The organism is Pseudonocardia sp. ICBG601 (assembly GCF_020496245.1).
The window spans coordinates 686,585-706,878 of sequence record NZ_JAHLJA010000150.1; the positions used below are offsets into that span (position 1 = coordinate 686,585).

The 20,294-nt window shown below is 74.2% G+C and carries 17 protein-coding genes; 11 read left to right on the forward strand and 6 right to left on the reverse strand.

What is annotated here, in order from left to right; translation table 11 throughout:
• Positions 1 to 70 precede the first annotated feature (70 nt).
• Entirely contained in the window at positions 71 to 742 is a 672-nt protein-coding gene (locus KPL57_RS48860; RefSeq protein WP_226357259.1) for a TetR/AcrR family transcriptional regulator, read from the forward strand.
• Here the strand turns inward: KPL57_RS48860 and KPL57_RS48865 are convergent, their stop codons facing one another.
• On the reverse strand, positions 743 to 2,353 hold the full coding sequence (locus KPL57_RS48865; protein WP_226357260.1) for an ABC-F family ATP-binding cassette domain-containing protein: 1,611 nt from the start codon (positions 2,351 to 2,353) through the stop codon (positions 743 to 745).
• Positions 2,354 to 2,596: 243 nt separating this feature from the next.
• Here KPL57_RS48865 and KPL57_RS48870 point away from each other — a divergent pair, with 243 nt between their 5' ends.
• A complete protein-coding gene (locus KPL57_RS48870; protein ID WP_226357261.1) occupies positions 2,597 to 2,995 on the forward strand; it encodes a VOC family protein in 399 nt (132 codons plus the stop codon).
• Between the two features lie 7 nt (positions 2,996 to 3,002).
• On the opposite strand, the gene KPL57_RS48875 is transcribed toward KPL57_RS48870, so the two are convergent.
• Entirely contained in the window at positions 3,003 to 4,586 is a 1,584-nt protein-coding gene (locus KPL57_RS48875) for an HNH endonuclease signature motif containing protein (RefSeq protein ID WP_226357262.1), read from the reverse strand.
• Between the two features lie 323 nt (positions 4,587 to 4,909).
• Between KPL57_RS48875 and KPL57_RS48880 the strand changes: the two genes are divergently transcribed.
• Positions 4,910 to 5,443 (forward strand): hypothetical protein, encoded by a 534-nt coding sequence (locus KPL57_RS48880; RefSeq protein WP_226357263.1) that lies wholly within the window; start codon positions 4,910 to 4,912, stop codon positions 5,441 to 5,443.
• A gap of 1 nt (position 5,444) precedes the next feature.
• Here the strand turns inward: KPL57_RS48880 and KPL57_RS48885 are convergent, their stop codons facing one another.
• Positions 5,445 to 5,840: a VOC family protein gene (locus KPL57_RS48885; RefSeq protein ID WP_226357264.1), complete on the reverse strand. Its 396-nt coding sequence runs from the start codon at positions 5,838 to 5,840 to the stop codon at positions 5,445 to 5,447.
• Positions 5,837 to 6,733, reverse strand: a complete 897-nt coding sequence (locus KPL57_RS48890; protein ID WP_226357265.1) for an EamA family transporter — start codon at positions 6,731 to 6,733, stop codon at positions 5,837 to 5,839. The genes KPL57_RS48885 and KPL57_RS48890 overlap by 4 nt, the downstream gene beginning before the upstream one ends.
• 72 nt (positions 6,734 to 6,805) lie before the next feature.
• Between KPL57_RS48890 and KPL57_RS48895 the strand changes: the two genes are divergently transcribed.
• Positions 6,806 to 7,714 (forward strand): LysR family transcriptional regulator, encoded by a 909-nt coding sequence (locus KPL57_RS48895; RefSeq protein WP_226357266.1) that lies wholly within the window; start codon positions 6,806 to 6,808, stop codon positions 7,712 to 7,714.
• Here KPL57_RS48895 and KPL57_RS70840 read toward each other — a convergent pair.
• On the reverse strand, positions 7,698 to 9,065 hold the full coding sequence (locus tag KPL57_RS70840) for an NlpC/P60 family protein (RefSeq protein WP_226357267.1): 1,368 nt from the start codon (positions 9,063 to 9,065) through the stop codon (positions 7,698 to 7,700). The genes KPL57_RS48895 and KPL57_RS70840 overlap by 17 nt on opposite strands.
• Before the next feature lie 329 nt (positions 9,066 to 9,394).
• On the opposite strand from KPL57_RS70840, the gene KPL57_RS48905 reads away from it, so the two are divergent.
• On the forward strand, positions 9,395 to 12,202 hold the full coding sequence (locus KPL57_RS48905; RefSeq protein ID WP_226357268.1) for an aconitate hydratase: 2,808 nt from the start codon (positions 9,395 to 9,397) through the stop codon (positions 12,200 to 12,202).
• A 78-nt stretch (positions 12,203 to 12,280) separates the two neighbouring features.
• Here KPL57_RS48905 and KPL57_RS48910 read toward each other — a convergent pair whose 3' ends face one another.
• A complete protein-coding gene (locus tag KPL57_RS48910; protein ID WP_226357269.1) occupies positions 12,281 to 13,030 on the reverse strand; it encodes an IclR family transcriptional regulator in 750 nt (249 codons plus the stop codon).
• A 119-nt stretch (positions 13,031 to 13,149) separates the two neighbouring features.
• On the opposite strand from KPL57_RS48910, the gene KPL57_RS48915 reads away from it, so the two are divergent.
• From KPL57_RS48915 to KPL57_RS48940, 6 genes are read left to right on the forward strand one after another with little or no spacing between them, the layout of a single operon-like run.
• Positions 13,150 to 14,430 carry an SLC13 family permease gene (locus KPL57_RS48915; protein WP_226357270.1) on the forward strand — a complete coding sequence of 427 codons (1,281 nt, stop codon included), beginning with the start codon at positions 13,150 to 13,152 and terminating at the stop codon, positions 14,428 to 14,430.
• Between the two features lie 25 nt (positions 14,431 to 14,455).
• Positions 14,456 to 15,847 (forward strand): acyl-CoA synthetase, encoded by a 1,392-nt coding sequence (locus KPL57_RS48920; protein ID WP_226357271.1) that lies wholly within the window; start codon positions 14,456 to 14,458, stop codon positions 15,845 to 15,847.
• A 33-nt stretch (positions 15,848 to 15,880) separates the two neighbouring features.
• Positions 15,881 to 17,275, forward strand: a complete 1,395-nt coding sequence (locus KPL57_RS48925) for a glutamate decarboxylase (protein WP_226357272.1) — start codon at positions 15,881 to 15,883, stop codon at positions 17,273 to 17,275.
• Positions 17,272 to 18,147 carry a carbohydrate ABC transporter permease gene (locus tag KPL57_RS48930; RefSeq protein WP_226357273.1) on the forward strand — a complete coding sequence of 292 codons (876 nt, stop codon included), beginning with the start codon at positions 17,272 to 17,274 and terminating at the stop codon, positions 18,145 to 18,147. Before KPL57_RS48925 ends, KPL57_RS48930 begins: the two co-directional genes overlap by 4 nt.
• Positions 18,144 to 18,971 (forward strand): carbohydrate ABC transporter permease, encoded by an 828-nt coding sequence (locus KPL57_RS48935; RefSeq protein WP_226357274.1) that lies wholly within the window; start codon positions 18,144 to 18,146, stop codon positions 18,969 to 18,971. The genes KPL57_RS48930 and KPL57_RS48935 overlap by 4 nt, the downstream gene beginning before the upstream one ends.
• A complete protein-coding gene (locus KPL57_RS48940) occupies positions 18,968 to 20,278 on the forward strand; it encodes an extracellular solute-binding protein (protein WP_226357275.1) in 1,311 nt (436 codons plus the stop codon). The genes KPL57_RS48935 and KPL57_RS48940 overlap by 4 nt, the downstream gene beginning before the upstream one ends.
• Positions 20,279 to 20,294 lie beyond the last annotated feature (16 nt).

The window sequence follows — 20,294 nt, forward strand, 5'->3', positions numbered from 1 at the left end:
GCCGCTCCTCCCGGCGCGGTACGCGTAGGGCTTACGCAGCGTGCGTAGGGCTGTCTACGAGGTGCGTGGCATGATCGACGCCGTGACCGCCGCCGACGACCCCCGCTGGGCCGCTCCCCCGGCCCCGGTGCGCCGGACGCTGGACCGCGGGTCGATCGTCGCCACGGCGCTGCACCTCGCCGACGCCGACGGGCTGGCCGCGGTGTCGATGCCGCGACTGGCCCGCGAGCTGGGCTCGGCGCCGATGTCGCTGTACCGGCACGTGCCCGGCAAGGACGCGCTGGTCGACCTCGTCCTGGACGTCGCGCTGGGCGAGCCGCCGGACCTGTCGGGCTGCGGGCTGCGGCTGGGCTGCGAGATCTGGGCGACCGCCCTGCGCGACGTGCTCGACGAGCACCCGTGGACCGTCGGGCTGCTCGCCGGTCCCCGCGCCACCGGGCCCGCCGAGTGCGCGTGGTCGGAGGCGCTGCTGGCACACGTCGTCGGGGCGGGGCACCCGCTGCACGCGGCCGTCGAGGTGCTGCACCTGCTGCACGGCTACGTCCGGGGCGCGGCGGCCCTGGCCGGGGACCGCCTGCCCACCCTCGACGACGTCCGCCGCTCCGGCCGGGCGGAGGGGCTGCCGGTGCTGTCCCGGCTGCTCGGCGGCGCCGTCGTGCGCGGGCCCGGCGGCGGCGAGCCGCTGTTCGACTCCGGGCTGCGCCGCACCCTCGACGCCGTCGAGGCCGGGCTCCGGCCCTGATCACCCGGCCGGGCCGAGCTCCAGCCGCGGCCAGTCGGCCAGGTCGCGCAGCAGCTGCCGGTCGTGGGTGGCGACGACGACGGCCGCCGGGGTGTCCCGGACCATCCCGGTGAGCTCGTCCACGAGCCGCGCGGACAGGTGGTTGGTCGGCTCGTCGAGCAGCAGCGTCGTCGGGCGCTCCGCCAGCGCGCGGGCCAGGTCGAGCCGGCGTCGCTGGCCCTCCGACAGCCGGCCCACCGGGGTCCGCAGCGCCGCCGCGTCGAGCAGGCCGTGGGCGCCACCACCGGTGTGCTCCAGCACGGCACGCGCGGGCCGCCGCGGGTCGAGCACCGCGGTCTCCTGCCCCAGCCGGACGACCCGGGCGCCGCGCGCGGTGCGCACCGCCCCGGCGTCCGGAGCGAGCACCCCGGCCAGCACGGCCAGCAGCGTCGACTTCCCGGCCCCGTTCGGCCCGGTCACGAGCAGCCGGTCGCCCGCGTCGAGGACCAGGTCGACCGGACCGGCGAGCCGGCCCCGCACGCCGACCCCGTGCGCACGCAGCTGGGGCGCGCCGGGGCGCACGTCGAGGTCGGGCCACCGCGGCGACGACGGCGGCACCGGTACGTCGACCCGGTGCGCATCGAGCTCGGCGCGGCGCCGGTGCAGTGCCTGCACCACCCCCGGGGCCCGGGACTGGCGGGCGTGCTTGCCGGTCCCCTTGTCCGGGCGCCAGCCGGTCGAGAGCCGGTCCCGCGCGGTGGCGACGGCGTCGGCGAGGCGACGGTGCTCGGCCTGCTGTTCGGCGTGCTCGGCCTCCCAGGCGGCGCGGGCCCGGTCCCGCGCGGTCCGCCAGCCGTCGTAGCCGCCCGCGGTGAGCCGGGGCGTGCCGTCGCGGCTCGGGTCGAGGTCGCAGAACTCCTCGGCGACGTCGCGCAGCAGGGCCCGGTCGTGGCTGACCACGGCGAGCCCGCCCGGGTGCGCGCGCAGGGTGCGGGTCAGGAAGTCGAGCCCGGCGGCGTCGAGGTGGTTGGTGGGCTCGTCGAGGAGCAGGACGTCGTGGCGGGCACCGAGCAGGCATGCCAGCCGCACGCGGTGGCGCTGCCCCACCGACAACGTCTCCAGTGGCCGGGTGCGGTCGGTGCAGGCGCCGAGCGCGCCGAGGGCGACGTCGACGCGGCGTTCGACGTCCCAGGCGTCGAGCCGGGTCGCGGTGTCCAGGGCGGCGGCGAACCGGTCGTCGGCGCCGGGCGCGCCGTCGGTGAGCGCCGCGGTCGCCGCGTCGAGCTCGCGCAGCGCCGTCCGCGGGGCGGCGAGGGACTCCGCGGTCAGGGTGCCGACGGTCTCGCCGTCGCGGGCGGGCACCTCCTGGCGCGCCAGGGCGACGGTGCCGGCGCGGTGCACGACCCCGGCGTCCGGGACGAGCAGGCCCGCGAGGACGTGCAGGAGCGTGGACTTGCCGCGCCCGTTCTCGCCGACGACGGCGAGCCGCGAGCGGGCGGAGACGGTCAGCGTCACGCCGGTGAGGACGCGGTGCGACCCGCGGGTGACGACGACGTCCTCGGCACGCACGTGGGCGGCCGCGCCGGCGTCGAGGGCGGGCAGGGGTGAGGACGGTTCGGGGGTGGTGTGCACGAGAGAGCTCCGCGGCATCCGAGATCGGAGCCGGGCAGCACGGGATGCGCCGCCCGGCGGGGACCGGGACGGCGGACGCGCGTGCGACGTCGCGAGGACGAAGGGAGGGGCGCCGCCGTCAGCGGGCGGAGCGGACCTTCTGCGACCAGATGCCTCGTGCCATGGTTCGAGCCTATCCATCGGCAGGTGTCCGTGTCGCCCGGTTTCGGACACGCCCACCCGCCCCGTCCCGCCGGAGGACCGATGCCCGCCCGTGCCCTGCCGTTCCTGACCTTCCAGCCGCCGCGTGGCCCGAGCGCGAGCGAGGCGATGGAGTTCTGGACCTCCCTGTTCGACGACGGCGAGATCGTCTCGGTCACCCACCGCCCCGACGACCCGACCGCGGTGGCGCTGGCCGAGTTCGTCGTCGCCGGGCAGCGCCTGCGGTGCAGCGACAGCCCGCCGGTGCACCAGTGGGACTTCTCCCCCGCCGTCTCGCTGTGGGTGGACTGCGAGTCCGGCGACGAGCAGAAGCGGCTGCTGGCGGCCCTCGCGACCGGTGGGCGGGAGTTCATGCCGCTCGACGACTACGGCTTCGGTCCCTTCGCCTGGGTCGAGGACCGCTTCGGCGTGTCCTGGCAGCTCGCCGCCCCGGCGGCCTGAGCAGCGCTCAGAAGGGCGCTACGACAGCGTCGGCGTCGTGGTCGGCCGCGTCCGGCAGCGGATCGGTGAAGACCCGGTGGTCGAACGGCCGCGTCGTCGCCCGGCGGCCGCACGGTGCCACCCAGGTCAGGCTGCCGTCGGCCCCGGCGAGCACCTGCCAGCCCGGCGCGTCCTTCAGCGCGTGGTCGGCCCGGCACAGCCCGAACAGGTTCTCCGCGCTGGTCGGCCCGTCCCCGGCCGCCCAGGGGCGGTGGTGGTCGAGGTCGCGGACCCGGCGGCTGCACGCGGGGCCGCGACAGGTGCAGTCCCGCGCCCGGACGTGGTCGGCCATCGCGACCGGCGGGCGGTAGCGGGTGCGTCCGACGTCGAGCACCGTGCCCGACAGCGGGTCGGTCACCAGCCGCTGCCACACACCGCCGGCGGCGAGGGCCCGGGCGAGGTCGGCGGGGATCGGGCCGTGCCCGACCAGCTCGGCCGGTGCCGCACCACCCATCAGCGTGCTGAGCGGGACGACGACCTGGATCAGCGGACGGCGCCCCACCGCCTCCTCCGGGTCCGGCTTCGCGGCGAGCACCCGCGCGACCGCTGCGAGCAGGCCGTCCTCGTCGGCGCCCTTCCCGTCCGCGCCGAGCCCGTCCCGCACCGTGCCGACGTCGGTGAGCGTCAGCGTGCCCTGCAGCAGCTGGTGGGCGAGGTCGACGCGCTTCTGGTCCAGGGTGCGGTCGTCGCACGGGTCGTCCAGGGAGCGCGCCAGCCGGTCGACGCACTGCCACGACGCCTCCACCTGCGCGGCGGTGCCACCCAGCCACAGCGAGCCCATGCCGTCGTCACCCGGGGAGATCGACATCCGCCGTTCCGACCGGGCCCGTTCATGGCGCTCGCGGGCACCGTCCGGGTCGACCCGGGCGATGTGGCGGCGCAGCCGGTCCCGCAGCAACCGGCGGTGCGCCTCCGGAGCGCCCGGGAGGACCGCGGCCTGCACCCGGCGGGCGCGCTCGTCGTCGAGGACGAGGGTCGACGACGAGATCGCCTCGGCGGCGCCCTGATCGATCGCCCCCGACTCCCACGCGGCCAGGGTCTCCGGCAGCACCTGGGCGAACCGCTGCGCCTGCCCGATCAGCGACCGTGCGTGGTCGCGCGGGACCCGCAACACGATCGCCACCTGGTCCGGCATCCACCGCGAGACGGGCTGCACCGCGCGCGGGTCCGCGCCCGGCGGCGCGGCGCCGCTCCCGGCCGGGTGGCGCTCCGCGATCTGCGCGACCGACCGCATCCGCAGGGCGGTCGAGCGCCGCACCCAGTGCTCGGCGCCCTCCAGGACGTCGAGCACCTGCAGGTCGGTGAGCCGGTCGGTCGGGGCTCCGGCGACGAGGCACCGCAGCGCCTCCCAGGCGACGTCGTCGATCCCGCCGGAGCGGTCGGACGGGGGCTCGGGACCGCACATCTCGCCGCACAGGTCGATCGCGAGACCGTGCGGGCACCGGGTCGCCTCCTCCACCGCCTCGCGGCGGCGCCGGTGTTCGAGCCAGGCCGGGTCGTCGGCGGGATCGGTGTGGCTCACCACGTCCAGCACGTCCACCTGATCGATCATACGTTCGATTATAGGTCTCCTGGCTGGGCGTCTCCAGGTCGTTCGGCGCTCGCATCCGGCCGTCCGCCGCAGCCCGGCAGCGGACGATCCCCGCGCACCAGCTCGCGCCGCCATCTCCTCGGCCTCATCACGCCTGGGCCTCGCGCCCCCGCGGCCACTCCCCGAGCCCCCGACCGACGCGCCCGCCGGAGCACGGCGGTCGTGCCTCGACGGCCGGGCCGTCCCACCACGACTCGAGCTCCGCTCCGAAGACGGCGTCCCGGACCCGGCCACTCGGCTGGACGGCGGAGGCGCGCGACCCCCGCACGCGCGAGGATGACCCCGTGCCCCGTCTCGCCGTCCCGTTGCTCGTCGCCCTGGCGCTCCTCGCCCCGACGAGCCCGGCCGGCGCGACGGATGCGGCCGGGGAGACCGCGAGACCGTCGGCCCGCACGTCGTGCGTCCCCGGCCCCCTCCGCTCCGAGCACGCGTTCACCGGCACCGTCGCCTCGACCTCCGCCGACGGCCGCGTCGCGCAGGTCCGCACCGACGACGGCCGCGACGTCCAGGTCGTCGGCTCCTCGAACCCACTGCCGAACACCGCGACCACGGTCGACCGGTCGTACGCCACCGGGACCCGCTACGAGTTCCACCCGTTGAACCCGGCGAGCCCGTACGAGGACAACATCTGCACCGCCACCCACGAGGTCGCGGCCGTACCCGCGGCACCGCCCGAGCCCCCGGCGACCACGGTGTCGACGGGTGCGTTCGTGACGGCCCTCGTCGCGCTCGGGGTCGTCGCCCTGGTCGGGACCGCGGCGGCGTTCCTCGTCCCGAGCCGCCGTCGCCGCAACCGCCGGCGGCGCCGGCGCGCCTGACTCACGGCCCGGACAGCAGGTCCCACCGGTTCCCGGCGACGTCGCGGAACACCGCGACCGTGCCGTAGGCCGCCACCCGCGGCGGTCCCTCGAACTCCACCCCGAGTGCCACGAGCCGCTCGTACTCCGCGGCGGCGTCGTCGACCTCCAGGAAGTGCCCCACCCGCCCGGCGAACTGGTCACCGACGGCGGCCCGCTGCCGGTCGCCGTCGGCGCGGGCCAGGAGCAGGCCGGTGTCGGCGCCGGGCGGACGCACGACGACCCAGCGCTTCGCCGCCCCGGTCGTCGAGGTCGTCGCGGGCGAGTCCTCGACCAGCTCGAAGCCGAGCACGTCGACGAAGAAGGTGATCGCGGCGTCGTAGTCGTCGACCACGAGGGTCGTGTAGCGCAGCCTCATACCGTCACCTCTACCCGACGCCGGGCCGGCGCGGACGCCACCAGCACCCCGCCGACCACCACCGCCCCGGCCACCAGCTCGGTCACCGACGGCCGCTCCCCGAGCAGCACCATCGCCAGGCTCATCCCGACCACCGGCACGAGCAGCGAGTGCGGCGCGACGAGCCCCGCCGGGTAGCGGCGCATCAGCCCGGTCCAGATCCCCGCGGCGAGCACCGTCGCGACCAGCGACAGGTACACGAGCGCGACCAGCCCGGCGACGCCGTCGGGGGTCACCATCGCGACGACGTCGCCCCAGGCGCCCGGACCCTCCACCACGGCCGAGGCGGCCAGCATCGGCACCGGCGGCACGACGGTCATCCACAGCGTCAGGTGCAGCGGGTTGACCGCCTCGCCGTCGCGCTGGGCCAGGCGGCTGCACAGGTTCCCGGCCGCCCAGCCGAGCGCGCCGAGCAGGGTCAGCACGACCGGCAGCAGCGCCGCGGACTGGGCGCGGGCGAGGGCGATGCACCCCAGCCCGACGACGGCGACGCCGATCCCCGCCCACTGCCGTGGCGTCACCCTCTCGCGCAGCAGCAGCGCGCCCAGCACGAGCGTGAACGGCCCCGACGCCTGCAGCACCAGCGACGCGAGCCCGGTCGGCATCCCGGCGTACATCCCCAGGAACAGGAAGAGGAACTGCACCGTGCCGAACCCGAGCCCGTAGCCGACGAGCCAGCGCAGCGGCACCCGCGGCCGCGGCACGAGCAGCACCGTCGGGACCGCGAGCACGAGCATCCGCAGCCCGGCCAGGAACAGCGGCTGGAAGTGCCCGAGCCCGACGTGGATGGCGATGAAGTTGGCGCCCCACAACACGGCGACGACGACGGCGAGCAGGCGGTCACGAACGGTCACGGCGTCCACGCTGCCGTCCCGGGACCGTGCAGACCAGCGACTAGAACTGAAACGATGTTGTAGCGTTCCTGCATGGACGTGCGGCGGCTCCGGATCCTGCGCGAGCTCGCCGACCGCGGCTCGGTCACCGCCGTCGCCGCGGCGCTGAACTTCACCCCGTCCGCGGTGTCCCAGCAGCTCAAGGCGCTGTCCCGGGAGGCGGGCCTGGAGCTGACCGCGCCGGACGGGCGCGGGCTGCGGCTCACCGCGGCCGGGCGGGCCGTCGTCGACGGGGCGCAGGAGGTGCTCGACGCGCTGGGCCGGCTGGAGGAGACCGCCGCGGGCCTGCGCGAGCAGCCGCTGGGCACGGTGCGGGTGGTGTTCTTCCCGTCGGCGGCCCGGCTGCTGCTGCCCGGGCTGCTGCGCCGGGCGTCGGCCCACCCCGGGCTGGCGCTGTCCTGCCGCGACCTCGACCTGCGCCCGGAGGAGGTACCGGCCGCCGCGGCCGACGCCGACGTCGTCGTCACCCACCACGACGAACGGTTCGATCCGCTGCGCACGGGCCGGCTCACCGTGCACCCGCTCCTGCGCGAGCCCCTCGACGTCGCGCTGCCCCCGGACCACCCGCTGGCCCACCGTGCCGAGGTGCACCTGTCCGACCTCGTCGACGCCGACTGGATCTCGGTCGCCGTCGGGTGGCCGGTCGACGACGTGCTCAACTCGCTCGCGCTGGTCACCGGCACCGTGCCGCGGGTGGTGCAGCGGATCAACGACTTCTCGGTCACCGAGGAGCTCGTCGCACACGGGCACGGCGTCGCGCTGCTCCCCCGCTACTCCACCGACCACCGCGACGGCGCCCGGCTCGCTCTGCGCCCGCTCGCCGGGGTGCGGGCCGCCCGCCTGGTGCGGGCCGTGACCCGCGGTGCGGTGACCCGGCCCGCGGTGCGGCTGGTGCTCGACGAGCTGGCCGGCGAGGCCGCGGCCGTCAGAGCAGCCGGGTGACCTTGTTCAGGCCGTCGTAGCGGACCGGGGTGACCCGCACGCTCGCGCCCGAGTACGGGGCCTCGAGCATCTTCCCGTCGCCGAGGTAGATGGCGATGTGGTGGGTGCGACCGCCCTCGGCCCAGGACAGCATGTCCCCGCGCCGCATGTCCGAGATCGGCACCAGCTGCCCGGCGTTGGCCTGGTTGCCGCTGTAGCGGGGCAGGCTGATGCCGACCCCGGCGAAGGCGAACTGCATCAGCCCGGAGCAGTCGAAGCCGACCTTGCGGAAGTCGCCGTGGGCGTCGGCGACGCCGCCGTCGCGGATCCCCCGGGTCGGTCCGCGCGAGTTGCCGCCGCCCCAGGCGTAGATGGTGCCGAGCTGGGCCATCGCCCGGTCGATCACGGTCTCGATCGCCGCCGACCCGGTGCGCCGCGGCGCGGGGCCGTCCGACGGCGCGGACTCCTGCGCGACCCGCGACGCCGCCTCCTCCCGGGCCCGCCGGTCGGCCTCGGCCTGGAGCCGGGCCTGCTCGGCCCGCCACGCCTCGTAGCGCTGACGCTGGGCGCGCAGCCCGGCGTCGGCGTTCTCGGCGGCGTCGAGCCGCGACTGCACGTCGGTGCGTTCGGTGTGCACCGCGTCGAGCCGGGTCTGCTGGGCGTCGGCGGCCGCGACGGCCTCGTCGACGGCGGAGTCGGCCGCCGCGGACGCCTGCTCGGCGTCGGCGCGGCGCCGGTCGGCCTCCTCCTGCGCCGCGCGGGCGAGGGAGTCGGCGTTGGCCTGGGCGATGCGGGCCTGCTGGAGCTGCTCCAGGACGGCGGCCTGGTCCTCGCTCAGCGCGTCGGTGAGCCGGGCCCGGTCCATCAGGTCCTGCGGGTCGGTCGCCCGCGAGAGCAGGCCGAGCGGGCCCAGGTCGAGACCGTGGGTGTAGACGTCGCCGACGAAGGCGTCGATCCGGGTGCGGGCGTCGTCGACGGCGCGGCCCGCGGCCTCGGTCGCGGCGCGGGCGTCGGCGGCCCGGGCCGCGGCGGTCTCGGCCTCGCGGCCGGCGGCGTCGGCGGTGTCCCGGGCGGCGAGTGCCTCCTCGTTGCGCCCCGCGACCTCCATCTGCAGCTGCTCGGCCTGCGTGTCGAGCTCGGCGAGGCGGGCGGTGAGCCTGCCGACTTCGGCGGCCCGGTCCTGCACCGACTGGCGGCTGCGCTCCAGCTCGTCGTCGCCGGGGTTGGGCGGCGGCGGGGGCGGGGGCTGCGCCGGGAGCACCGCGGCGGCGGGCACGACGGCGGTCGCGGCCGCGCCCACCCCGGGCGAGGCCAGCGCGACCGCGACGAGCGCGGCCACCACGACGAGGGTCGCCGGCGGCTGGCGCGTCACGGGGAGGTCCTTCCGGGGGGCGGGCGGGATCGACGGGGAATCGACTGGGAACAGTGCCACTCGTGTCACCCGAACCCCGTGCGACACACCGGACCCGTCCACCGCACGGGGGACCCCACCCGCCCGACGGCACCGCGACCCCGGCCACACCCGCCTCGCCAGGCTTATAGGACAGGCGTACTATTTGCGGTACGAGGGTCCGCGCTGCTGCCGACGCGGCGGTGCGCGAGACTCCGACACCACGCAGGTGAGCACCTCCTCCCCCGCGAGGCGGGGCGGGCTCACCGCACCGGACAAGCGACCGCCCACCACCACGGGAGGACCACCAAGTGGCCAGCACCGACAGCTTCGGCGCCAGAGGACAGCTCGACGTCGGGGGCACCGGTTACGAGATCTTCCGGCTCTCCGCGGTGGAGGGCTCGAAGCGCCTGCCGTTCAGCCTGAAGGTCCTGCTCGAGAACCTGCTCCGCACCGAGGACGGTGCGAACGTCACGGCGGACCACATCAACGCCCTGGCGAACTGGGACCCGCAGGCCGACCCGGACACCGAGATCCAGTTCACCCCCGCCCGGGTGATCATGCAGGACTTCACCGGCGTGCCCTGCGTCGTCGACCTGGCGACCATGCGCGAGGCCGTGACCGAGATGGGCGGCGACCCGTCCAAGGTCAACCCGCTCGCGCCCGCCGAGCTGGTCATCGACCACTCGGTTATGATCGACTTCTTCGGCACCGCCGACGCGTTCGAGAAGAACATCGAGTTCGAGTACGGCCGCAACAAGGAGCGCTACCAGTTCCTGCGCTGGGGCCAGGGTGCCTTCGACGAGTTCAAGGTCGTCCCGCCCGGCACCGGCATCGTGCACCAGGTCAACATCGAGAACCTGGCGCGCGTGGTCATGCCGCGCAACGGCCAGGCCTACCCCGACACCCTGGTCGGCACCGACTCCCACACCACCATGGTCAACGGCCTGGGCGTGCTGGGCTGGGGCGTCGGCGGCATCGAGGCCGAGGCCGCGATGCTCGGCCAGCCGGTCTCGATGCTCATCCCGCAGGTGCTCGGCTTCAAGCTGACCGGGGAGATCCCGACCGGCGTGACCGCCACCGACGTGGTGCTCACGATCACCGAGATGCTGCGTCGCCAGGGCGTCGTCGGCAAGTTCGTCGAGTTCTACGGCGCCGGCGTCGGCGCGGTGCCGCTGGCCAACCGCGCCACCATCGGCAACATGAGCCCGGAGTTCGGCTCGACCGCGGCGATCTTCCCGATCGACGACGAGACCGTCCGCTACCTGAAGCTGACCGGCCGCTCCGCCGAGCAGATCGCGCTGGTCGAGGCCTACGCCAAGGAGCAGGGCCTCTGGCACGACCCGGACCACGAGCCGGTGTACTCCCAGACGATGGAGCTGGACCTGTCGACGGTCGTCCCGTCGATCGCCGGCCCGAAGCGCCCGCAGGACCGCATCGAGCTGACCGACGCCAAGCCGGCGTTCCGCAAGACCGTGCACGACTACACCGACGACGGCGTGGCCCCGAGCCCGCTCGCCGGCGTCGACGAGTCGTCGAACGAGTCCTTCCCGGCCAGCGACGCCCCGGCGCTCTCCTTCGCCGACGACGACGCCGCGCCGGTCATCATGTCGGCCGCGGACGGCTGCGAGGGCCGCCCGTCCAAGCCGGTCACCGTGAAGTCGGACTCGCGCGGTGAGTTCGTGCTTGACCACGGCGCCGTGGTGATCGCCTCGATCACCTCGTGCACCAACACCTCGAACCCGAGCGTCATGCTCGGTGCCGCGCTGCTCGCCAAGAACGCCGTCGACCGGGGCCTGACCACCAAGCCGTGGGTCAAGACCTCGATGGCCCCGGGCAGCCAGGTCGTCACCGACTACTACGAGAAGGCCGGTCTCTGGCCCTACCTCGACAAGCTCGGCTACAACCTGGTCGGCTACGGCTGCACCACCTGCATCGGCAACTCCGGCCCGCTGCCGGAGGAGATCTCGGCCGCGGTCAACGACAACGACCTCACCGTCGTCTCGGTGCTCTCGGGCAACCGGAACTTCGAGGGCCGGATCAACCCCGACGTCAAGATGAACTACCTGGCGTCCCCGCCGCTGGTCATCGCCTACGCGCTGGCCGGGACGATGGACTTCGACTTCGAGAACCAGCCCCTGGGCCAGGACTCGGACGGCGCCGACGTCTTCCTGCGCGACATCTGGCCCTCGACCGAGGACATCAACGCGGTCGTGGACTCCTCGATCACCTCGGAGATGTTCACCAAGAGCTACTCCGACGTGTTCCGCGGCGACGACCGCTGGCGCGCGCTGCCCACCCCGGAGGGCCGGACCTTCGAGTGGGACCAGAAGTCCACCTACGTCCGCAAGCCCCCGTACTTCGAGGGCATGAAGGGCGAGCCGGACCCGGTCACCGACATCTCCGGTGCCCGCGTGCTCGCGCTGCTCGGCGACTCGGTCACCACCGACCACATCTCGCCGGCCGGTGCGATCAAGCCGGGCACCCCGGCCGCGGAGTACCTGGACTCCCACGGCGTCGAGAAGAAGGACTACAACTCCTTCGGCTCGCGGCGCGGCAACCACGAGGTGATGATCCGCGGCACGTTCGCGAACATCCGGCTGCGCAACCAGCTCCTCGACGACGTCTCGGGTGGCTACACCCGCGACTTCACCCAGGACGGGGCCCCGCAGTCGTTCATCTACGACGCCGCGCAGAACTACGCCGCGCAGGGCACCCCGCTGGTCGTGCTGGGCGGCAAGGAGTACGGCTCCGGCTCCTCGCGTGACTGGGCGGCCAAGGGCACCGCGCTCCTGGGCGTGCGCGCCGTCATCGTCGAGTCCTTCGAGCGGATCCACCGCTCGAACCTGATCGGCATGGGCGTCGTCCCGCTGCAGTTCCCCGACGGCGAGTCGGCGAAGAGCCTCGGGCTCGACGGCACCGAGACCTTCGACATCGCCGGCATCACCGAGCTGAACGACGGGAAGACCCCGAAGTCGGTGCACGTGACCGCCACGAAGCCCTCCGGCGAGACCGTCGAGTTCGACGCGAAGGTGCGCATCGACACCCCCGGTGAGGCGGACTACTACCGCAACGGCGGCATCCTGCAGTACGTCCTGCGGGGCATGCTGAAGAGCTGACGCGCGCAGTACCCACCACCATGCGGAGCCCGTCCCCTCACCGAGGGGGCGGGCTCCGTCATTGCTGCGGGGTCGTTCCTACGGGCGGGCCCCCAGGTCGCGGGAGATGCGCCGGGCGGCGTCGGCGGCGGCGCGGCCGTGGTCGTCGAAGACCTCCTCGGTCATGCGCACCGTGGGGCCGGACACCGACAGCGCCCCGACCGGGCGGCCGTCGGGACCGAGGACGGGGGCGCCGACCGCGGCGATGCCGTCGGAGAGCCCCTCGGGGTTGACCGACCACCCGCGCTCGCGCACCTCGGCGATCCGGGCCCGCAGCCGGTCGGGGTCGACGACGGTGTGCCGGGTGGCGGGGTCCAGCGGGCCGGCGAGGTAGGCGTCGACCTCCGCCGGGGTGCAGGCGGCGAGGTAGGCCTGGCCGGTGGCCGAGGCGTGCAGCGGGATGCGGTGGCCCAGCGGCAGGAACGCGCGCAGCCGGTGCGCGGTGTCGAGCCGTTCGAGCAGCACCAGCTCGCGGCCGTCCGGGGCGGCCAGGTGCACGGTCTCCCCCGTCGCGAGCTGCAGCTCGTGCAGCACCGGGACCGCCACCGCGCGCAGGCCACCGGCGTCGCGGGCCTGGTTGCCGACGGCGAACGCGCGGTAGGTGAGCCGCCAGCGCGCGGTGTCGTCGGCGACGCACCAGCCGACCTCGGCCAGGGTGCGCAGGATCCGCTGCACGGTGGACTTCGGCAGCGCGACGGTGCGGGCGAGGTCGGACAGCCCGACGGGCTGCCGCTCCCCCACCGCCTCCAGCACGCGGACCGCGGAGACGACGCTGTTGGTCGGAGCCATGGCCGGTGTTGACCTCCCCCGTTCGGGCGACCTAGTGTCCGCCACCAAACGGTCCACTGCACGAACCACTGTGCCACCAGGTGGACCGATACGACAAGCGCGTACCAACGGGGGTAGGCATGGCGGTGCAGGTCATCACGCTGGTGGTGTTCGCGGCGGTCTTCGTGATCGCCGAGGTCCGCCGGTCCCACATCGGGATCGTCATGTTCGCGGCCGCCGCCGGCATGGGGCTGCTCGTCGCGGGCCTGCCGCTCGACGACATCGTCGCGGGCTTCCCCGTCGACATCCTGGTCCTGCTGGTCGGGGTGACGTTCTTCTTCGGGATCGCGAAGTCCAACGGCACCATCGGCCGGCTGGTGGACCGGGCGCTGGTCGTCGTCGGCGACCGGACCGCGGCGCTGCCGCTGACGTTCTTCGTGCTCACCGGTGTGGTGTCGGCGATGGGGTCGCCGCTGGGCGGGCTGGTCATGGCGCCGATCGGGATGACGGTGGCGCACCGGCGCGGGATCGACCCGATGCTGATGGCGCTGGCGATCGGGACCGGGCTGTCGGCGGGCGGGTTCGCGCCGACGTCGCTGTTCGGGATCGTCACCTGGGGGACGGCGTCGGCGGCGGGCATCGCGCTCAACCCGCTGACCCTGTTCGCGGTCGCGATCATCGCGAACCTGGTGCTGCTGGGCGCGTCCTACCTGATGTTCTCCGTCCGCAGCCGCGTCCCGGTCACGGCGGGCGGCGGCGGGCCCGAGGTGCCCGGCGACGAGGAGCCCCCGGCCCGCGAGCCGTTCCGCGCGACGCACTGGATCACCGTCGTCGCGATGCTCGGCCTGGTCGCGGCGGTCGTCGTGCTGGCGGTGCTCGGCGCCGAGCCCGACGTCGGGGTGCTCGCCTTCGCCTTCGGCGCGGTGCTCACCCTGATCGACCCGGACAGCGGCCGCGGCGCCCTGAAGGAGATCGACTGGTCCACCGTCCTGCTGGTCGGCGGGATCATCACCTACGTCGGTGTGCTGCAGGAGATCGGCTCGGTCGACCTGCTGGGTGACCTCGCCGCGAGCCTCACCGTCCCGCTGCTCGCCGCCCTGGTGATCTGCGCGGTGTGCGGGCTGGTGTCGGCGTTCGCGTCGACCACCGGCATCCTCGCCGCGCTGGTGCCGCTGGCGATCCCGCTGGTCCAGCAGGGCGGGATCCCGGGCTGGGCGCTGATCTGCGCGCTCGGGGTCTGCTCGTCCATCGTGGACGTGTCACCCTTCTCGACGGTGGGTGCGACGCTGGTCGCCACCACCGTCGACGAGCAGGAACGTCCCCGCATGACCGCGCTGCTGACCCGCTGGGGCCTGTCCATGGTCGTCATCGGCCCGATCGCGCTGGTGGGAGCCCTCGTGCTGCCCGCCATGGCGGTCTGACCCCGTCACCACCAGGAGAACGACGTTGTTCCTCACCTCGCTCACCGGCACCCAGGACCTGGAGCGTGCCGTCACCGTCGGCGACGACGTGCTGTCCCGCGCCGAGCTCCTCGACCGGGCCGGCCGGTTCGCCGCCGGCATCCCCGGCGACGGCCCGGTCGCCGTCCACGCGACCGCCTCGATCGACACCGTCGTCGCCATCACCGCCGCGATCCTCGCCGGGGTGCCGGTCGTGCCGGTCCCGCCGGACTCCGGGCCCGCCGAGCGCGGCCACGTGCTCTCCGACTCGGGTGCGACGGCCTGGGCCGGGGAGCTGCCCGAAGGGGTCGACCTGCCGGTCGTCGTCCCGGGGGCGCAGCCGATCGGCCCGCGCCCGGTCGACCCCGCCGCCACCGCGATGCTGCTCTACACCTCCGGCACCACCGGCCGCCCCAAGGGCGCCCAGCTCTCCGGCGCCGCGATCGCCGCCGGCCTCGACGCCCTCTACGAGGTCTGGGACTGGACCCCCGAGGACACCGTCGCCCACGGCCTGCCCCTGTTCCACGTCCACGGCCTGATCCTCGGCGTCCTCGGATCACTGCGCCGCGGCTCCCGCGTCGTGCACACCGTCAAGCCGCAACCCGCCCGCTACGCCGCGGTCGACGCCACCATGTACTTCGGCGTGCCGACGGTGTGGAACCGGATCGTCGACGACCCCGACGCCGCCCGCGCACTCGGCCGGGCCCGGCTCCTCGTCTCCGGCAGCGCACCCCTGCCCGCATCACTGTTCGACCGCATCGCCGCCCTCACCGGGCAGGCACCGGTGGAGCGCTACGGCATGACCGAAACCATGATCACCCTGTCCGCACACGCCTCCGGCGAACGCCGCGCCGGCTGGGTCGGCCTGCCCGTCCCGGGCGCCGAGACCCGCCTGCTCCCCGCCACCGACGACGCGACCGACGCCGACACCGTCCCCGACGACGGCGAGACCGTCGGCCGCCTGCAGGTCCGCGGCCCCATGCTGTTCGACGGCTACCGGGGCCGCCCCGACGCCGACGACGAGTGCTGGGCCGGCGAGGGCTGGTTCCGCACCGGCGACCTCGCCGTCCGCGACCCCGACGGGTTCCACCGCATCGTCGGCCGCGAGTCCACCGACCTCATCAAATCCGGCGGCTACCGCATCGGATCCGGCGAGATCGAGGCCGTCCTGCTCGACCACCCCGCCGTGTCCGAGGTCGCCGTCGTCGGCGCCCCCGACCCCGACCTCGGCCAGAAGATCGTCGCCTACGTCGTCGGTGACGGCCGCGACGCCCAGGCGCTGATCGACCACGTCGCCGGGCAGCTGTCCTGGCACAAGCGGCCGCGCGAGGTCGTGTTCCTCGACGCCCTGCCCCGCAACCCGATGGGGAAGGTCCAGAAGAAGCTGCTCGGAACCTGAGCGGACCGGGCCGATCGGTCCTAGGTTCGGATCATGCCCGGTGCGCACTCACCCTCGGAGGACCGCGGCGACGACCGCGCGGTCCCGGTCAACCCTGTCTTCGCGGCGGAGCCCGTCGACATCCCCCGCTTCCGCATCCCCGACACCGGGATGCACCCGGAGATCGCCTACCAGGTAGTGCACGACGAGCTGATGCTCGACGGGAACGCCCGGCTGAACCTCGCCACGTTCGTCACGACGTGGGCGGAGCCCCAGGCCGCGCGGCTGATGGCCGAGTCCTTCGACAAGAACATGATCGACAAGGACGAGTACCCGCGGACCGCGGACCTGGAGCAGCGGTGCGTGCGGATGCTCGCCGACCTGTGGCACGCCCCCGACCCGGGGCGGGCCATCGGCTGCTCGACGACGGGGTCGTCGGAGGCGTGCATGCTCGGCGGGCTGGCGCTCAAGCGGCGCTGGCAGCACCGGCGGAAGGCGGCGGGTCTCCCGACGGACCGGCCGAACATCGTGATGGGCGTGAACGTCCAGATCTGCTGGGACAAGTTCGCGAACTACTGGGACGTGGAGCCGCGGCTGGTCCCGATGGAGGGCGACCGGCTGCACCTGGGCGCCGAGGAGGCCGTCGCGCTGTGCGACGAGAACACCATCGGCGTCGTCGCGATCCTGGGATCCACCTTCGACGGCAGCTACGAGCCGGTCGCGCAGCTGTGCGCGGCGCTCGACGACCTGCAGTCCCGCACCGGGCTGGACGTGCCGGTGCACGTCGACGGCGCGTCCGGGGCGATGGTCGCGCCGTTCTGCGACCCGGACCTGGAGTGGGACTTCCGGCTGCCGCGGGTGGCGTCGATCAACACCTCCGGCCACAAGTACGGCCTGGTGCACCCGGGCGTCGGGTGGGCGGTGTGGCGCGACACCGACGCACTGCCCGAGGACCTGGTGTTCCGGGTGAACTACCTCGGCGGTGACATGCCGACGTTCGCGCTGAACTTCTCCCGCCCCGGCGGCCAGGTCATCGCGCAGTACTACAACTTCCTGCGGCTGGGGCACGAGGGCTACGCCCGGGTGCAGGGCACCTGCCGGGAGATCGCGACCGGACTGGCCCGGCGGATCGAGGCGACGGGCGCGTTCCGGCTGCTCACCGACGGCTCGCAGCTGCCGGTGTTCGCGTTCACCGTCGCCGACGGCGAGCCGTTCTCGGTGTTCGACGTGTCGGCGGGTCTGCGCGAGACGGGATGGCTGGTCCCGGCGTACACGTTCCCGGAGAACCGGGAGGACCTGGCGGCGCTGCGGATCGTGGTCCGCAACGGGTTCAGCCACGACCTGGCCGCACTGCTGCTCGACGACCTGGCGCGGGTGCTGGAGCGGCTGCGCCGCCAGGCCGGTCCCGTCCGCGGGAGCGAGGCCGCGGGCTTCGCCCACGGGACGTGAGCCGGTCCCGGCGGGACACCCGCACCGCGTACCTGCTGCTGGCCCCCAGCCTGGTGGGCGTGGTGCTGTTCCTGCTGGTCCCGGTGCTGATCGTGCTGGGTCTGGCGCTGTTCCGGTGGGACCTGGTCGGGCCGCGGACCTTCGTCGGGCTGGACAACGTCGTCGCGGTCGCCGCGGACGGCCGGTTCGCGCGGTCCCTGCTGGTGACGGCGTTCTTCGTACTCATCGTCATCCCGGTGCAGACCGTGCTCGGGCTGGCGGCGGCGCTGCTGCTGGACCGCGGGCTGCCCGGGACGACGGTGTTCCGGGTGGTCTTCGTGCTGCCGTGGATCTGCGCGCCGCTGGTGCTGGGCGTGGTGTGGCGGTGGATCCTGTCCCCCACCGACGGCGCGCTCAACGCGCTGCTCGGGATCCGCGTCGAGTGGCTGGCCGACCCGGCGCTGGCGCTGCCGTCGGTCGCCGCGGTGACCGCGTGGACCCAGGTCGGCTACGTCGCCCTGTTCTTCCTGGCCGGGCTGCGCGCCATCCCGGACACGATCGTGGAGGCGGCCCGGCTCGACGGGGCCTCGGCGTGGCAGCTGCTGTGGCGGATCCGGCTGCCGCTGCTGCGCCCGACGTTGTTCTTCGTGCTGGTCACCGGGGTGATCTCCAGCTTCCAGGTGTTCGACTCGGTGTACGCGCTCACGCCGATCGGCGGCCCGCAGGGTGTCACCGACGTCGTCGCGGGGCGGATCTACTACGAGGCGTTCGAGAACCGCGCGGTCGGGCAGGCCGCGGTGATGGCGGTGGTGTTGTTCGTGATCCTGGTGGTGGTGACCGTGGCCCAGCAGCGGTGGTTCAGCCGTCGCACGACCTACGAGCTCGACACGTGAGGCGGGGCAGGCTCGTCGACGCGGCCGTGCTGGTCGCGCTGCTGGTGGGCGCGGTGGCGACGCTGGCGCCGTTCGTGCTGAGCGTGACGACGGCGCTGAAGACGACCCGGCAGTTCGCGTCGACGCCGGTGCTGTCACCGCCGGCTCCGCCGACGGTGGAGAACATCGTGACCCTGTTCGGCCGGGACTACGACTTCGTGACCCCGATCGCGGTGACCGCCCAGGTGGTGGTCGTCGTGCTGGTGGGGCAGCTGCTGTTCTCGGTGCTGGCGGCGTACGCGTTCGCCCGCCTGGAGTTCCCCGGCCGGGACGCGCTGTTCTGGGTGTACCTGGGGACGCTGATGGTGCCGCAGGCGGTGACGGTGATCCCGCTGTACCTGATGATGACCGAGGTGGGGCTGCGGAACACGTTCTGGGCGCTGGTGCTGCCCTACGTGCTCGGGTCGCCGTTCGCGATCTTCCTGTTGCGTGAGCACTTCCGGACCATCCCGCAGGACCTGATCGACGCCGCCCGGCTCGACGGCGCCGGGACGGTCGGGATCCTGCGGCACGTCGTCGTGCCGGTGAGCCGGCCGATCCTCACGACGCTGGCGGTGATCACCGTGGTGACGCACTGGAACAACTTCCTGTGGCCGCTGGTCATCACCTCCGGCCGGACCTGGCAGGTGATGACGGTGGCGACCGCCGGTCTGCAGACGCAGTACAACGGGAACTGGCCGGTCGTGATGGCGGCGACGACGGTCGCGATCGTCCCGCTGATCCTGCTGTTCCTGGTCTTCCAGCGCAGCGTCGTCCGCTCGATCACGATCACGGGGTTCCGGTGAGACGGCGGCTCGGCGCCGCCCTGGCGCTGGTCGGGGTGCTGCTGCTGGCGGCGTGCTCACCGGCGTCCCGTTTCGACGACGACGCCGACGGCGTCACCACGGTGACGCTGCGGCTGTGGGACACCCAGGTCGCGGCGGCCTACGAGCGCTCGTTCGCGGCGTTTTCGCAGGCCAACCCGGACATCCGGGTCGAGCTCGTGCAGGTGCCGTTCAAGGACTACTTCACCTCGCTGCCGCTGGACGTCGCGTCCGGCACCGCGACCGACATCTACTGGGTCAACTCGTCGAACTTCGGGGCGTTCGCCGACGCCGGGAAGCTGATCGACGTCGGTGCCGCACTCGCCGACCAGCGCGCCGGCTGGGTGGACGCCGCCGCCGCGCAGTACACCCGCGGCGGGACCCTGTGGGGCGTCCCGGTGGTGACCGACGGCCGGATCGCCGTGTTCTACAACAAGGACCTCGTCCGCGCGGCGGGCGTCGACCCGGCCGCGTTGCGCTGGGACCCCACCGACCCGGCCCGCGACACCCTGCTCCCCGCGGCCCGGAAGCTGACCCGCGACGCCGCCGGACGCAGCGCCGGCACGCCCGGGTTCGACCCGGGCACCGTGCGCCAGTACGGCTTCAACGCCGCCCGGGACCTGCAGGCGATCTACCTCGACTTCCTCGGCTCGGCCGGTGGCCGGCTCCAGGCGCCCGACGAGACCTTCGACGTCGCGACGCCCGCGGGCGAGCAGGCGTTCGGCTACCTGGTGAACATGATCAACACCGAGCGGGTGGCGCCGTCCGCGGCGGACACGTACCAGAACCCGGACTTCAGCCGCGACCAGTTCCTGCAGGGCCGGATGGCGCTGTTCCAGAGCGGCACCTACAACCTGGCCAACATCGCCGAGGGCGCCACGTTCGACTGGGGCGTCGCCCCCATGGTCGAGGGCCCGCGGGGCCGGGTCAGCGTGGTGTCGAGCATCGTCGCCGCCGGCAACGCCGACAGCCCGAAGCGCCCGGAGATCCTGCGGGTGCTGCGCTGGCTGGGATCGCCCGAGGGCGCCGCCCCGGTCGGCGACAGCGGCGCCGGGCTGCCCGCGGTGACGGCGGCCCAGCGAGGCTGGTTCGACTACTGGGCCCGGCGCGGCGTCGACACCCGGGAGTTCGTCGCGGACGGCCCGACGACCCCGGCCCCGGCCGGCCCGAAGGTGGGCGCGGCGACGACGGCGATGGAGCCCGCGCTCGACGAGCTGTTCGCCGGCCGGGTCCCGGTCGGCCCGGGGCTGCGGGCCGCGCAGGACATCGGCAACGCGGCCCTGCGCTGATAACCTCCGCGGTGCG